Origin of the sequence: Pseudomonas juntendi, from assembly GCF_009932375.1 — a bacterium.
Taxonomy (GTDB): Bacteria; Pseudomonadota; Gammaproteobacteria; order Pseudomonadales; family Pseudomonadaceae; genus Aquipseudomonas; species Aquipseudomonas juntendi.
In genome coordinates this window covers 13,769-28,694 of the sequence record NZ_BLJG01000037.1, presented here as the reverse complement: position 1 = coordinate 28,694, position 14,926 = coordinate 13,769, and the positions used below count along the sequence as shown (strand labels likewise).

At 64.7% G+C, this 14,926-nt stretch carries 13 protein-coding genes; 2 read left to right on the top strand and 11 right to left on the bottom strand.

The annotated features are described in order from the left end of the window. Window positions 1-5: 5 nt before the first annotated feature. From ureE to GYA94_RS05045, 11 genes are all read right to left on the bottom strand, one after another. Window positions 6-509, bottom strand: a complete 504-nt coding sequence (ureE, locus tag GYA94_RS05095) for an urease accessory protein UreE (protein ID WP_161891912.1) — start codon at window positions 507-509, stop codon at window positions 6-8. Between the two features lie 10 nt (window positions 510-519). Continuing rightward, complete coding sequence (gene ureC / locus GYA94_RS05090) at window positions 520-2,223, bottom strand: urease subunit alpha (RefSeq protein WP_009685461.1); 1,704 nt, start codon at window positions 2,221-2,223, stop codon at window positions 520-522. After that, entirely contained in the window at window positions 2,220-2,537 is a 318-nt protein-coding gene (locus GYA94_RS05085) for an urease subunit beta (RefSeq protein ID WP_009685462.1), read from the bottom strand. Before GYA94_RS05085 ends, ureC begins: the two co-directional genes overlap by 4 nt. 19 nt (window positions 2,538-2,556) lie before the next feature. After that, entirely contained in the window at window positions 2,557-2,859 is a 303-nt protein-coding gene (locus tag GYA94_RS05080) for an urease subunit gamma (RefSeq protein WP_009685463.1), read from the bottom strand. Window positions 2,860-2,868: 9 nt separating this feature from the next. Then, a complete protein-coding gene (locus GYA94_RS05075; protein ID WP_161891911.1) occupies window positions 2,869-3,702 on the bottom strand; it encodes an urease accessory protein UreD in 834 nt (277 codons plus the stop codon). A 255-nt stretch (window positions 3,703-3,957) separates the two neighbouring features. Continuing rightward, complete coding sequence (locus GYA94_RS05070; protein ID WP_054912291.1) at window positions 3,958-4,872, bottom strand: site-specific integrase; 915 nt, start codon at window positions 4,870-4,872, stop codon at window positions 3,958-3,960. Window positions 4,873-5,114: 242 nt separating this feature from the next. Beyond that, window positions 5,115-7,382: an ATP-dependent DNA helicase gene (locus GYA94_RS05065; RefSeq protein WP_161891910.1), complete on the bottom strand. Its 2,268-nt coding sequence runs from the start codon at window positions 7,380-7,382 to the stop codon at window positions 5,115-5,117. Then, window positions 7,379-9,028 carry a VRR-NUC domain-containing protein gene (locus GYA94_RS05060; RefSeq protein ID WP_161891909.1) on the bottom strand — a complete coding sequence of 550 codons (1,650 nt, stop codon included), beginning with the start codon at window positions 9,026-9,028 and terminating at the stop codon, window positions 7,379-7,381. Before GYA94_RS05060 ends, GYA94_RS05065 begins: the two co-directional genes overlap by 4 nt. 125 nt (window positions 9,029-9,153) lie before the next feature. Continuing rightward, complete coding sequence (locus GYA94_RS05055; protein WP_161891908.1) at window positions 9,154-10,515, bottom strand: aminotransferase class I/II-fold pyridoxal phosphate-dependent enzyme; 1,362 nt, start codon at window positions 10,513-10,515, stop codon at window positions 9,154-9,156. After that, the gene (locus GYA94_RS05050; RefSeq protein ID WP_110675919.1) at window positions 10,515-11,903 is read right to left on the bottom strand and encodes a hypothetical protein; all 1,389 of its coding nucleotides are present in this window, start codon (window positions 11,901-11,903) and stop codon (window positions 10,515-10,517) included. The genes GYA94_RS05055 and GYA94_RS05050 overlap by 1 nt, the downstream gene beginning before the upstream one ends. A gap of 483 nt (window positions 11,904-12,386) precedes the next feature. Beyond that, window positions 12,387-13,409: a zinc-dependent alcohol dehydrogenase family protein gene (locus GYA94_RS05045; RefSeq protein WP_054881113.1), complete on the bottom strand. Its 1,023-nt coding sequence runs from the start codon at window positions 13,407-13,409 to the stop codon at window positions 12,387-12,389. 206 nt (window positions 13,410-13,615) lie between these two features. Here GYA94_RS05045 and GYA94_RS05040 point away from each other — a divergent pair, with 206 nt between their 5' ends. Then, window positions 13,616-14,530 carry a LysR family transcriptional regulator gene (locus GYA94_RS05040; protein ID WP_029884809.1) on the top strand — a complete coding sequence of 305 codons (915 nt, stop codon included), beginning with the start codon at window positions 13,616-13,618 and terminating at the stop codon, window positions 14,528-14,530. Window positions 14,531-14,767: 237 nt separating this feature from the next. After that, window positions 14,768-14,920: a hypothetical protein gene (locus GYA94_RS05035; RefSeq protein ID WP_161891907.1), complete on the top strand. Its 153-nt coding sequence runs from the start codon at window positions 14,768-14,770 to the stop codon at window positions 14,918-14,920. The last annotated feature ends 6 nt before the right edge of the window (window positions 14,921-14,926 follow it).

Genomic DNA, 14,926 nt, shown 5'->3' with positions numbered 1-14,926 from the left:
GCAGTTCAGGAATGGGCAGGCAAGCGCACGAACGGGTGATCGTGGCCGTGAGCGTGGCTGTGGCTGTGGCTGTGTGGCGCACTTTGGTAGGCACCCGCTTCGGGCTCGAACGGGGCCTGCTCGGCCTCGACAGTCAGGCCCAGGCCACGCAGCATCTCGTCCAGCACATGGTCGTGCTGGAAGCGCAACAGGCCGGGCTCGATCTGCAGCGGGACATGGCGGTTGCCCAGGTGGTAGGCCGCGCGCGCCAGCAGGTGCGGGTCGTCACAGCGCACGGTGGACACCGCCTCGGGCGCTGCCAGCACGCGGATCAGCTGGATGCCCTCGGCATCGGCCAACAGCTCGCCGCCACGCAGCAGGTGGCCACGCTCCAGCATCAGGCCGGCTTCGCGACCATCGTCCAGCGTCACCCGCAGGCGGCTCTTGATGCGGCTGTCCACATCGAGGGTGACGGTACCCGTGACAGCACGTGCGCCGGGTTCGGTAATCCGCTGGGTCAAGACAATCATCGGTGCTCCTTCAGAACAGGAAATAGCGCTGGGCCAGCGGCAGTTCACTGGCCGGTTCGCAGACCAGCAGCTCGCCATCGGCACGCACCTGGTAGGTTTGCGCGTCGACCTCGATCAGCGGTTGCAGGGTGTTGTGGACCATGTCCGGCTTGCGCACCCGGCGGCACCCGTCCACCACGCCGATCAGGCTGCGCAGGTTCAATTGCTCGACCAGGCCACGGTCCATGGCGGCCTTGGGCAGGAAGGTCATGCGCGTGGCATGGCGGGCTGCGCCCAACGCGCCGAACATCGGGCGGTAATGCACCGGCTGGGGCGTAGGGATGGACCCGTTGATATCGCCCATGGGCGCGGTGACGATCATGCCGCCCTTCAGTACCAAGGCGGGCTTCACCGCGAAAAATGCCGGCGACCACAGCACCAGGTCTGCCAGCTTGCCCACTTCGACCGAGCCCACCTCGTGGCCGATGCCATGGGTGAGCGCCGGGTTGATGGTGTATTTGGCGATGTAGCGCTTGACCCGGAAGTTGTCGCTGTAGTGGGTATCCGGTGCCAGTGGGCCACGGCGCAGCTTCATCTGGTGCGCCACCTGCCAGGTGCGCAGCACCACCTCGCCCACCCGGCCCATGGCCTGGGAGTCGGACGAGGTCATGGCGAAAGCGCCCATGTCGTGGAGGATGTCCTCGGCAGCGATGGTCTCACGGCGGATGCGCGACTCGGCAAACGCCACGTCCTCGGCAATGCTTGGGTCCAGGTGGTGGCAGACCATGAGCATGTCCAGGTGCTCGTCCACCGTGTTGATGGTGTACGGCAGTGTCGGGTTGGTCGAGGAAGGCAGCACGTTGGCCTGCCCGGCCGCACGGATGATGTCGGGGGCATGGCCGCCACCGGCACCTTCGGTGTGGAAGGTGTGGATGGTGCGGTCACCGATCGCCGCCAGCGTGTCTTCGATACAGCCCGATTCGTTGAGTGTGTCGGTATGGATCGCCACCTGGATATCCATTTCTTCGGCTACGCCCAGGCAACAGTCGATGGCCGCCGGTGTCGAGCCCCAGTCCTCGTGCAGCTTGAGCCCGACCGCCCCGGCAGCGATCTGCTCGCGCAACGCTTCAGGGCGCGAGGCGTTGCCCTTGCCCAGCAAACCGATGTTGATCGGCAGGCTGTCGGCAGCCTGCAGCATGCGCGCCAGGTACCACGGGCCCGGGGTGCAGGTGGTGGCGTTGGTTCCGGTAGCCGGGCCAGTGCCGCCACCGATGAAGGTGGTTACGCCGCTGTTGAGCGCCTCGTCCACCTGCTGCGGGCAGATGAAATGGATGTGCGAGTCGACCCCCCCGGCAGTGACGATCTTGCCCTCGGCGGCGATCACTTCGGTGCCTGGCCCTACGGGTATGTTGACGCCGGGTTGCACGTCGGGGTTGCCGGCCTTGCCGATCACGGCAATACGCCCGTGCTTGATGCCGATATCGGCCTTGACGATACCCCAGTGGTCGATGATCAACGCGTTGGTCAACACCAGGTCCATGGCCTCGGCGGCCAGCATCTGGCCCTGCCCCATGCCATCGCGGATGACCTTGCCGCCGCCGAACTTCACTTCTTCGCCGTAAACGGTGTAGTCCTTCTCTACTTCGACCCACAACGCCGTGTCGGCCAAGCGCACACGGTCACCCACGGTAGGGCCGAACATGTCGGCATAGGCCTGGCGGGAAATTCGGCTCATGCCCTGCCCTCCAGTGCGCCCATCACCTTGCCCTGAAAGCCGTAGACTTCGCGCTTGCCAGCGTAGGCCACCAGTTGCACGGTACGGGCCTGGCCCGGCTCGAAGCGCACGGCAGTGCCGGCCGGGATATCCAGGCGAAAGCCCAGGGTTGGCCCGCGCTCGAACACCAGCGCCTCGTTGACTTCGTAGAAGTGGTAATGCGAGCCGACCTGCACCGGGCGGTCGCCATGGTTGGCTACGCTGACACTGACCGTGGCGCGGCCACTGTTCAATTCGATGTCGCCAGCGGCGACCTGGATTTCACCTGGGATCATGCGGCGTTCCTCGGCAGGTTCAGACGATCGGGTCATGCACGGTCACCAACTTGGTGCCATCCGGAAAGGTCGCTTCGACCTGTACGTCGTGAAGCATCTCGGCGATGCCAGGCATGACCTGGTCACGGCTCAACACCTCGCGGCCCATGCTCATCAGCTCAGCGACGGTGCGCCCATCACGGGCCCCTTCCAGCACGGCGGCGCTGATCAGCGCTACGGCCTCCGGGTAGTTGAGTTTCAGGCCACGGGCCAGGCGCCGTTCTGCCAACAAGGCGGCAGTGAACAGCAGCAGTTTGTCTTTCTCTCTTGGGGTCAGCTCCATGGCGCTCTCTCAGGTGGCCCAGATACGTGGCGGGCAGGCTGGCAGGCCGAGAACGGCCGGGCGCAGCACATGCCACAGGCGTTGCAGGGTGCGTTGCAAATGTTGGTTGTCATGGTCGAGCAGGCGGATCACCAGCAGCGAACCGAGCAGCGTCGCGCCCGCAGGAGTGCCCAGCTCATCGAGCATGGGCCTTACCTGCTCCAGCAATGCCTGATCGGCCGGCGCGGCACAGAAGGTGGCTAACAGTGGGTGGCCACCGAGCTTGCCCAGCTGGCCGCCTTCGATACGCAGGCGCTCATGCAGGCCCGTTTCGCCGGCCAGGGTGATGTGCAACAGACTGTAGAGGGCACCCTGGTCGAACCGTTCGAGCATCACCGGGCGGCCCAGGCACAGCGTTTCCCAGGCCAGCAACCGGGCGCCGGGCTCAAGGGTGAAGTGGCTGGCGAGCCGGGCACGGGCACCGGAGAAGAAAATGCTGTCCTGAGGCAACCATTCCAGGGTGCTGCCAGCGGCCAGGTGGAAGCGCTGGGTCAGCCGTGCGGTCGGGCCTATGCTGCGGTAAAACTTGCTGGCACCGGGCATGGTCAGCAGGGCGTGGCTGCCAGCTTCCAGCTGAATGTCGAGCTCCAGGCGATCGCCGGCAACGATGCCACCCGGCGGGTGCAGTACATACACATGGCAGGGTGCACCTTCCGGGTAGAAGGGCCGCTGCACCAAAAGAGGTCCGAAATGTTTCCATGCACCAAGGCGGGTCGTGCCCGCACGCTGGACAAAGCGCAATTGCAGGTGGGCGCTCCAGCCTGCATCGTCTTGGTGTTGTTCGATCTGCTCCGCGAGCGACATCCTGCGGCCCCTGAAAACCGTGGCCTGCTGGCCGGTAAGAGGGTCAGCGGCGGGCGCCGGTTAGGGCGCACGGCCTGACCACTCGATCAAATTCGCAGGCTGGATATAGCAGGTTGCGGGCCAACTCCGCAGGTGAAGGCAGATGAATTATTTTTACCGGTCGCTCCGCCAGCGGGCACCGCCGCGGGGGCCGCACAAAGCGGGGGCGCACCCAGGCCCTGTTTCGGTGCTGCCATTGCGCACGCTGGTCGGCACTCAGTAGTCGAAACGGTCTACCGCACGGCGGCGTTCGTTGTCGTCACGCCGGTCGTAGATCGCCGTGGTCTGGATGTTGGCATGGTGTGCCAGCTTCTGTGCAATCGACAGGTCGTGCTCCTCGATCACCCGGGTGATGAACGCGCGGCGGAAGTCGTGCGGCATGATCTTGACCCCCACCTGCGCGCCGCGCTGGCGGGCGATGTAGTAGATGGCATGCTTGGTGATACGCGCCCGGGTGATGTGGTTGCCGCGGCGGATGCGGTTGAACAGGAACGGGTCATCTTCGGCACCGGCCGGCAGGGCCTGGCGACGCAGGTCGAGCCACGCCTGCAGCTTCTCGAACGCCCAAGGCGGCGCGTACTTGATCAACTGGTGGTTGCCCTTGCCCACCACTTGCAGGCTGCGCGCGGCGAAATCAACCTGGGCAAGGTCGATGTCGACCGATTCCGACTTGCGCATGCCTGTGCCATACAGCAAGGCAATGATCGCCGCATCGCGCACCCCTTGCGGCCGCGGGTCGGCAGCGCACACGTCCATCAGTTCGCGAATCAGGCTACGCCGCAGGTTGCGCCCGGGCGGCAGGCGGGTGCCGGTTGCCGGCTTGACCTCGCGGATGCGTAGCAACTGCTCGTGGTCGATCAGGCCCTGGCGCCAGGCCTCGTTCATCACCCCACGGATGGCGTTGACGTACAGCGAAGAGCTGTTCGGCGCGTAACCATCGGCCCGCAGGGCAGCCACCAGAGCGATCACATGGCCGGGCTCGAGCCGATGCCAGGGAACGTCGACGATATTGCAGTCGACGAACCCCAAGCGGTCGGCGGCGTCCTGAAGGATGTAGCGCATGGTTTGCTGGCTGGATGGGGCCAGGCGGGCCATGTACTGCAGCAGCGGATTTTTCGAGAGGTCGGACAAAACGTGAATCCTGTAGCGGGGCGTTGGCCGGCAGCACAGCGGGCCGACGCTGGAGCAAATCAAAACGGCATGCCAGCGAGTCTGCATGACAAACTAACGGTCGGGCCATTCTGGCCCAAGACAGTGCCATCACCTTGATATACAAGGACTTTGTATCAGGCATGGAAGGTGATCTTACCCCAATCGAGCCCCCTGAACGACCTTGGGCCTGCCTGCGCAGTGCCAGGTGCTGAACGCAGCGGTCAGGTACACTGCTGACCTTGCGGCCACCAGCCCGGGAACATCTGCTGCACCCTCGGCTCGGCGAAACGCTCATCGATCAATACCAGTACGCCACGGTCCTGGTCCCCCCGGATCACCCTCCCCGCTGCCTGGATCACTTTGCGCACCCCGGGGTAGAGATAGGCATAATCGAAACCCGCGCCAAATTGCCGACCCAGGCGCTGCTTGAACTGCTCGTTGACCGGGTTGACCTGGGGCAGCCCGAGCGTGGCGACGAAGGCGCCGATCAGGCGGGTGCCCGGCAAGTCCACCCCTTCACCGAACGCACCACCCAGCACGGCAAAGCCGATGCCTTGGCCGTCGGCGACAAAGCGGTCGAGGAACGCCTGCCGCGCCGCTTCGTCCATGCCCGGGGCCTGGGCCCACAATGGGATCTGCGCGTAGCGCTCGGCCAGCAGCCCGGCGACCTGCTGCAGGTACTCAAAACTGCTGAAGAACGCCAGGTAATTACCCGGCTGGCGCTCATACTGCCGGGCAATCAACTCGACGATCGGCGCCAGCGAAGCCTGGCGCTGCTGGTACCGGGTAGACACCTGGCTGGCAATGCGCACCTGCAGTTGTTCGGCACGAAACGGCGCTGCCACTTCCAGCCACGCCGTATCGGCCGGCATGCCCAGCAGGTCGCTGTAGAACTGCCGCGGGCTCAGCGTGGCAGAGAACAGGGTGACACTGCGCGCCGCGCGCATGCGCGGTGCCAGCAGCCGAGCCGGGGTGACATTGCGCAGGCACAAGGTCGCCAGCCGGCGCTTGCGCGGCCCTTGGCGCTGGCTGATATCGAACAGGAAATGCTCGTCGAACAGTTCGGCTACCCGGCTGAACTGCAAGGCCTGGTAGAAGAACTGCAGCACCTGCGGGTCGATGTGCGTGGGCGCCTGGTTCATCTGCTCCTGGATCAGCCCGATGCACTGCTGCAGGGCGCGCAACAGGTCATGCGGCAGCGCTTCGCTGGCCTGGTACGGTGCCCGTTGCTCCTTGTACAGGGCGTTCCACTGGCGGTTCAGGCGGTCCAGCGCACTGCCCAGCCCATGGGGTTTGCTTTGGCGCAACGCCAGCAACTGCCCCTGATCGAGGCTGGCGCTGTACATGCCCCGCCCGCGCTCGACCAGGTTGTGAGCCTCGTCGACCAGAACCGCGACCCGCCACTGGTTGAGCTGTGTCAGCCCGAACAGCAAGGCGTGGGCGTCGAAGTAATAGTTGTAATCGGCAACCAGAACGTCGGCCCAGCGGGCCATCTCCTGGCCCAGGTAGTAAGGGCACACCTGATGCGCCAAGGCCACTTCGCGCAGCTGGGTACGGTCCAGAATCGGCACGGCCGCAGCGGCCGTGCGCGCGGCCGGCAAGCGGTCGTAGAAGCCGGCCGCCAGCGGGCAGGACTCGCCATGGCAGGCTTTGTCCGGGTACTCGCAGGCTTTGTCGCGAGCGATCAGTTCCAGGGTGCGTAACCCAGGCTGGGTATCGCCCGTGGTGATCTGGCGCATGGCATCCAGGGCCAGCGCCCGGCCCGGGGTCTTGGCCGTGAGAAAGAACAGTTTGTCCAGTTGCTGGGGCACCATGGCTTTGAGCAACGGAAACAAGGTACCCAAGGTCTTGCCGATGCCGGTGCTGGCCTGGGCCATCAGGCAACGGCCAGTGCTCACCGCCTTGTACAGGGTTTCTGCCAGTTGCCGTTGGCCTTGGCGGAACGCTGGGTAGGGAAAGCGCAGCGCCTGAAGGCCGTGGTCACGTTCGCAAAGGCGCTGCTGCTGGAACTGGGCCCAGCCCAGAAAGCGCTGGCACTGGACCTGGAAGAATGCCTGCAACTCAGCGGCCGTGCAGTGCTCACTGAACAGGGTCTGGCTATCGCTGTCGACGTCCAGGTACACCAAAGCCACCTCGATGCTCGCCAGTTGCCGGGCCTGGCACATCAGCCAGCCGTACACCTTGGCCTGCGCCCAGTGCAGCTGGCGGTGGTTGGCCGGTTGCCGGGCCAGGTCGCCACGGTGGGTCTTGATCTCTTCCAGCCGGTTGCAGGCAGGGTCGTACCCGTCGGCACGCCCCCGCACCCGAAGGCCTTCAAACTGGCCCTCCAGGGTAATTTCCGACTCGTAGCCGGCCGCACGCCGGGCCACTACCCGCTGGTGGCCCTTGATGCCCTCCTGGGCGGTGGGCGACGGCGTGAAGCGCAGGTCGAGGTCGCCGACCTTGGCACTGAACTCGCACAAGGCACGCACCGCCACGCTGTAGCTCAAGCGGCGTCACTCCAACGCACATGGCAGACCGCGACGGGCAGGCCGTGCTCCTGGCAGAATGCCAGCCAGCGCAACTGGTTGTCCTGCAGGCGGTCACCGGGGCCTTTGACCTCGACCATGCGATAACGCCCCTGCTCGGGCCAGAACTGGATAAGGTCGGGCATGCCCGCACGGTTGCTGCGAATGTCCTGCAGCAGGCGCACGAAGCAGTGCTTCAACTGCGCAGCCGGCAGGCAGGCCAGGGCCTGCTGCAGCAGCGCCTCGCTGAGCATCGACCAGAACACGAACGGTGACTGCAGCCCGTGTTTGGCTGCATAGCAATCCAGGATCGCCTGGTGGTGGCTACCATCGTCGAGCCGCGCCAGGCATTGCTCGAACAGGGCACTACGGCGCTGCTGGAAGTCGCTGTCGTGCAGGTCCTGCGGCGCGGCCTGGAACGGGTTGAAGAACGCGCCAGGCACAGGGGCGAAGATCGCCTCCCAGCACAGCAGGCCAAACAGGCTGTTGAACAGCGTGTTCTCCACATAATAGGCTTGCCCGCCCTCGGCGGCCAGGTGCTGGCGCACGGCCTCTTCAACGCCTAGCGCGGCGTGCTTACGGGGCAATTCCAGTTCGATCAGTGCCAGCGGCGCCACGCGCTGGCGGCGCTGTGGCGGGCCACCGAGCTTGCGCGCCAGGCGTGGCAACATACGCTCCAGCGCCTGGACCTCCAGTGCATTGGCCGGTGCCGCTGCCAGTTGCAACGCCAGGGCATGGGCCTGCGGCCAACGTTCGCTGCGCTCCAGCACCCGCACCTGGCGAATACGCGCCTGGGCATGGCTGCACTGCGCATAAACCGCCATGGCCTGGTCCCAGTCACCCAGGCGCTCGCATTGCTGGCCCAGGGCGAACTGCAACCGCGCACGGCGCCGGGCCAGCCAAGGGTTGTCGCAGTGCAGGTGCTGTATTGCCGCGATTACCGACTGAGGGTGTTCGCCCTGCTCCAGGCGCTCGGCACACTCATGCAGCACCATGGCCAGGTCGATATCGGCGCGTTGCTGCAGGGCACGCGAATCGGCGCTGAAGGGCACCTGCTCGTAGCGCAGCAGCCCCAGGTCGGCAAGCACGAACTCTGACCAGTCCTGGTAGAGGTTGCCGAAGAACAGCAGCCGCATGCGGTCGCAGAGCGGTTGCAGGCACCACTGCAAGATGCGCAACTCACTGCCCGGGTACCACTCGGCCAGAGACCGGGCGGCCAGTTGCAGTGGCTGCAGCTGGGCCAGCAAGTCATGCTTGGCGGCACGCGGGCGGCTCAATTGGGCGGCGAAACAGCACGCCAGCTCGTCTTTGCGCAGCAAGGCGAACAGTTGCTCCAAGTGCAGTTGCTCGGGCTCGCGGACCCAGCCCAGGGCCTTGAGTGGCTGCAGGGCGAGTTCGGTGTCGCCTATTTCCTCATAGACGAGGCGGTCGCTGCGAAACAGTTCGCCCTTGCGCATCACCATGCGCACCATCAAGGCCTGGGCTGGCGCGCTCAGTTGGCCGAAGGCATGGATGAACGCCAGTTCCTGTTCATCGAGCAGGTCCTGGTAGCGCTGTTCGACCCACAGCAGTACCTGGCGGAAGTTGTGCAGGTAATAGAACGGGTCGTCGACGGAATGGGCAATCACGGGCTGGGTCAGGTAGCGGAAACAAGGCACTGGTTATACATACAGACCCAGGAGCCTGGCAAGTGCCGTGGGTCAGCTCGCCCCTGCAAGAACGGCCGCGATCGCGCCCTTGGGCATGCAGTGCCCTATGATTCAGCGGGGAACCGCCGTACCCGCCTGCGGCGAAGTTCCAGCGCCTGGGCCAGGCGCTGCACGGCTTGTTGCAGGTCGCCTGGGCAGTCGCCCAGCCACATCAGCGCCAGGTGCTGCCGGTAGCGGCCGTGCAAGCTGAACTGTTCCCCCGGCAATGCATGCAATGCGCAACCTGCCAAGGCCGTGGCAATGGCATCCCAGGCCAGCGGCTGCTCGAAGCGCACCCACAGCATGCGCCCGCCTTGCGGGGGCTCCAGCACCACCCGCTGGGCAAACTGGGCGGTCAGCGCGCAGGCGAGGTTTTGCGTGCGCTGCTGCAGGTTGCTGCGCAACGCCACCAGTTGCGCTTCGATATCGCCCTTGGCCAACAGGTGGGCCAGCGCCAGCAGCCGCAGCGGCGCAAGGCGGAACGCCCGCTCGCAGAACGCCTTGGCCAGGGCGGTATCCAGGCTCAGTACGTAGGCATACGGCGCTTCGGGCCCTACTGCAGCCTCGAACGCCCCCATGATCATCAACCTGCGCGGATCGACCCAATCGCGCAGGCGGGTCGCGGGTGGGCCGCCGTAGCAAAGCTCGCTGTCCAGGTCGTTCTCCAGCAGCCATACGCTGTGCTGGCTCAACAGCAGGCCAAGCTGCTGCTGGTAATGCAGGGAGACCAGCCGCCCTTGCGGCAGGCCAAGGCAGGACGGCATCACCAGCAGGCGGACCGGCTCGCAGCCCAACAGCCTGGCCACGGCCTGCAGGTCCGGGTTGCCACGTGGATCGGGTGGCACCTCCAACACCCGCATGCCAGCGCGCGCCAAAGCACGCAGCACGTGCCCGCAACAGGGCGACTGTACCAGCACCGTGGTGCCCCTTGGCAGGGCCAGCGCTGCAAGCAGCGTTTCCAGCAACGCCGGCACATCCGGGGCCAACTGAACGTCATCGGCCCGCCAGTACTGGCGCGAGCAACGGGTGTAACGCTCCGCCAGCGCGTCGCGCAGGCGCGCACTGCCCTGCACTTCCCAAGGGCCAGCGCCGCGCTCGCGCTGGCGGGCCAGGCGCCGCTCGTGGCTGAACAAGGCGCGCTCCAGCAACGGTTGTGCGGGCAGGGGCGCCTGCCGGGGCATGCCACCTTGCGGCAGGTCAGCCAGGCGAACGAAATAGCCCGAGCGTGGCAGGCAGTGCACGCGACCCTCCTCCTCCAGCAGGCTGTAGGCGCTCTGCACCGTTGCCAGCGATACCCGCAGCCGCCGCGACAGCTCACGCAAGGACGGCAGCCGGTTCGGACCACCAGCCGTCGCCTGGCCAATCAACGCTTCCAGGTAGCGGTAGACCCGCCGATAGGCGAACTCGCCGGCCGCTGTTCGCGCCATCAAGGTTGCCTCATGGGGCTGTGCCGCCGTTCAGCGGCCTGGCGCGGCAACAGCCGCAAGTGCGCGTCGCGGCGCGCCAACGCACTGAGCAGGCGCCACGCAGGTAGCGGCATCTTACCGCCGTAGACTGCCCGCAGTTGCGCCAGTGATAGCCCACTGGTGTTCACCAGCCAGGCTTTGACCGCCGCGGGGCAAGGTTTGCCTTGCATGGCCCGGTGCAGGTAAGGCAGCGCCACCAGCATGTCGGCATGGCGAGCGCGCAGAAAACGCTCGAGGTTCTTGCCCTGCCTGGCGAACGGTTTGCACAGCAGGCAGTCCAGTTGGGCCTGGCTGAGGCCATAGGCCTTGCCAAACTGCAGCACAGGTTCGTCGGCAGGCTTGCTGTCGCCCGGCGCCCCCGCCAGCCTCAAGGGCGGCCGGGTGGCCTGAGGCTCCAGGCTGCGCGCCCGCAGTTCCTGCAACTGGGCCAAGGCCAGTGGGTCGACGAACGCGGCCAACGGCGAGCAGGCCGTCTCGGCCGCCGCGAAGTGCCAGCCCAGCATGGCATCCAACTGCTGCCCGCCCAGCAACGGCGGCAGCAGGTCATCAATGGCTATCAGCCGCACCGGCCCTCCCTTGAGCGCGGCCCCCGCAGGCTGATCCGCCGGGTTGCCGGGCGCCAGCCCCGTGGCCCCTTGCAAGCGCGCCAGGCCCTCGGCCAGCGTCGACAGGCAATGGTGCGCCAGGTAAGGGCCACGTTGCCCCGCCAGGCGCTGGCTACGCAGCGCCCACGCCAGGTAGCGGCGGCGCTGCCCTGCGGGCAAGGCGGTGACCATTGCGTCGGCGGGCGCCTGAGCCTGCAGCGCGAAGCTTACGGCCGCCGCCAGTTCCAGGTGCAGGCGGCTACCCAGCAACGCTTCTGGCCTGGCATCGATCAGGTGGCCAAACATCAGCAGCGCTTCCCTGGTCGGCAACCAGCGCTCGGACGCCACACGGGGGCGGCAACTGAACGGCACCACTTCGCGCCCCTCGATCATTTGCAGTTGCACCCGCGGGTCATCCTGCATGAACAGCGCACTGAAGCCTCGATCGAGCCCTTGCAGCGTAGGGCTGCCGGCCACCGGCAAGCTCACCACCAGCACGCGCAGTTGAAAAGTAACCGGTGCACGCATGGCGATGCTCAACTGCGCAGCACGCAACATCGCCAGCAGCCGCGCACCCTGGCGGTCACTGCCTTGCAATACCTGCAGGCGAAAGGTGCCGATATATTCAGGCCCGCCTGCGGCTACCAATAAACGTTGTATCAACAACTGCAAGGAGGCCCGTTGCGCCTGTGACATGTGGGCGAGCAAGCGTTCGAGTACTTGCTGGTAGATATAATGCATTGCCTGGTCGTGAATAGCAGTCACGGATCACCTCACCACTTCAAGTCGCCGGCGCACGCCCAAGCAAGTTGTTCAGGCTTACACTGCGCCAGGCTTTTACAGAAGAAACTTCCTACAATTGAATAAAGTGACGTGAGCCTTCACTGTCGCCAGGCCATGGAGAAGAATTCACCCCTGCAATGCTCTGATTCAGGCCTAGCCGTACGCATCCCTTACTCCTTGCACAAAGTATCATTGCGCCATTATCGAGTGATGCGAAGCGAATTGAAGATACAGATCACGGTAAAAAAACCATTCAGCAAAGCGCCAAATTCACCTTGACCCTCTAAGCACGCACATGCAACCGCAAATGATTGGCGGCATGTTTCCATTGGCATTTAATTAATGAATTATATGTAGTCCGCTTCGTCTTTTATTGTAGGAATATTCCCACTTTAACGATGACGTTACTTTATTCCGCGCACAAAAAACCCGGGGCTGGCCCGGGTTCACCGTGAACTGCAGTGGTCAATGCTGCGCCATATCCAACACCACGCGCCCACCGCAGGGGCACTGGTCCATGTAGCGATGCGCCTCCACCACCTGCTCGAACGGGTACACCTTGATGATCTGCGGGGTCAGCAACTGGTCGGCGGTGAACTGGTTGATGTCACGCAAGGCACGCTGCAGCGCTACCTGGTCCTGGCTGATACCCAGTTCCGGCTTGCCAGTGAAGTTACCGATGCAGTGCACGTAGAACTGGATGTTTTTCTGGAAGGCCGCGCAGGCTGGGAACGGCGTCTGGTTGCCGCCTTGCAGGCCATACAGTACCAGGCTGCCCCGCGGTGCCAGCACATCGCCCAGCAACGACATCTGCGGCCCGCCCATGCCGTCCAGAACCATGTCCACGCCGCGCCCGTCAGTGTATTTGCCAACCTGCATCAACAGGTCCTGCTCTTCGGTGACGATCACCTTGTCGGCGCCCAGGCCCAGCAGGTAGTCACGCTGCTCGGCATCCTTGGTGGCGGCGAACACTTTAAGCCCCAGCGCCTTGCCCAACTGCACGAAAGCGGGGCCAGCACAGTGGCTGGCGTCGGTGACCAGGGCAGTCTGCCCGGCCTTGGCCCGGGCCAGGTCCACGTAGGCGAAATAGGCAATCAGCAGCGGCGTATAGTGCACGCTGGCCTCGATCGGGGTAAGCACCTGCGGATAGCGTGTGATCGCGGTCCGTGGCAGGACGATGACATCCCCGTATACCGGGTGGTCATTGGCGCTGGTAGCGGGAAAACTGGCAACCCGGTCACCCACGGCAATGTCTTCGATCCCTTCACCGACCGCCGTCACCACACCGGCCATCTCATGGCCGATACCGGCCGGCAAGCGTGCCTGCGAGGGCGCCAGGTTCTGCCGCCAGAGCACGTCATACCAGCTGACGCCAACCGCCTCGACGCGAATTTGCACTTCGTCGGCAGCGGGAGACGGTTCGGCCTGCTCCTCGCAACGGAGCACATCGGCAGCGCCGAACTTGTGGAAACGGATCATGCGGGACATCGCAAACCTCGCCTTTGTGAACCTCTAATTACCACTGACTCTATCCGGGCTTTTGCAGTTAGACCACCAGTGGTCATTAATAGTCGACATGCCTGTCATCGATTGGGCACCTGGCTTTCCGTGCAATTGGCTCCCGTAAAGCCGTGCAGGGTAACAGCCTTTGGCCTTAAGATTCACCCCTGCCCCCCTTCAGGCGAAGCGCACCGATGAATCGAAACGACCTGCGTCGTGTAGACCTCAACTTGCTGATTGTGTTCGAAACGCTGATGCACGAGCGCAGCGTGACCCGTGCAGCGGAAAAACTGTTCCTCGGCCAGCCGGCCATCAGCGCGGCCTTGTCGCGCCTGCGCAACCTGTTCGACGACCCGTTGTTCGTACGCACTGGCCGCAGCATGGAGCCCTCGGCACGGGCTCACGAGATCTTCGCGCTGTTGTCGCCCGCGCTGGATTCGATTTCCACCGCGGTCAGCCGCGCAGCCGAGTTCGACCCTGCCACCAGCAATGCCGTATTCCGCATCGGCCTGTCGGACGACGCCGAATTCGCCCTGCTGCCGCAACTGCTCAAGCGCATTCGCGCCGAGGCCCCTGGCATCGTGCTGGTGGTGCGCCGGGTGAACTACCTGCTGATGCCGACCCTGCTGGCCTCAGGGGAAATCTCGGTGGGCGTCAGCTACACCAGCGAACTGCCCGCCAACGCCAAGCGCAAGGTGCTGCGCCGCAGCGCGCCGAAACTGCTGCGCGCCGACAGCGTGCCTGGCAGCATCACCCTGGACGACTTCTGCGCGCGACCACACGCATTGGTGTCATTTGCCGGGGACTTGTCGGGCTTTATCGACGAGGCGCTGGACGAGCTGGGTCGCAAGCGCCACGTCGTGCTGGCGGTACCGCAATTCAACGGGTTGGGGAGCTTGCTGGCGGGGACCGATATCGTAGCGACGGTACCGGACTACACCGCCGATGCGCTGACGGCTGCCGGCGGGTTGCGGGCGGAGGACTTGCCGATACCGGTACGTAGTTTCGAGCTGCACATGGCCTGGCGTGGCGCGCAGGATAACGACCCGGCGGAGCGCTGGCTGCGGTCACGGATACAGATGTTTTTTGGGGATCCGGATAGTCTTTAGGGGCTTGGCGGATGCTTGTTAGCTGATCATTTCTGCGTTTTTCTAGCCTCGAATAGCTATTTACTTCAAGCTAATTGCTACATTTGGGGCATATTTGAGGGCATGCTTTGGATGGTTTGAAAAGGATGCCCTCAGTCTGACCTGGAACCTGGGGACGACGAAGCCCACGCCGACCGCAAGCTGCGCAGCCTGTGGCTGAAGACGCACAAGGAGGCCTTTGGCCATTTGTGTATCAGCTTGATCAGCGTGCTTGCCGATGAGGCGCATCGTGCGCATTTCGATGCTATGGGCAAGATGGGCGAACAAACCTTTGGCATACGTTATGAAACCGCGGCGATGCAGGCCGAGGCGCTGGCACAACGGCGTATCGCGCAGTACGGCGCTGGCTAGCTCAAA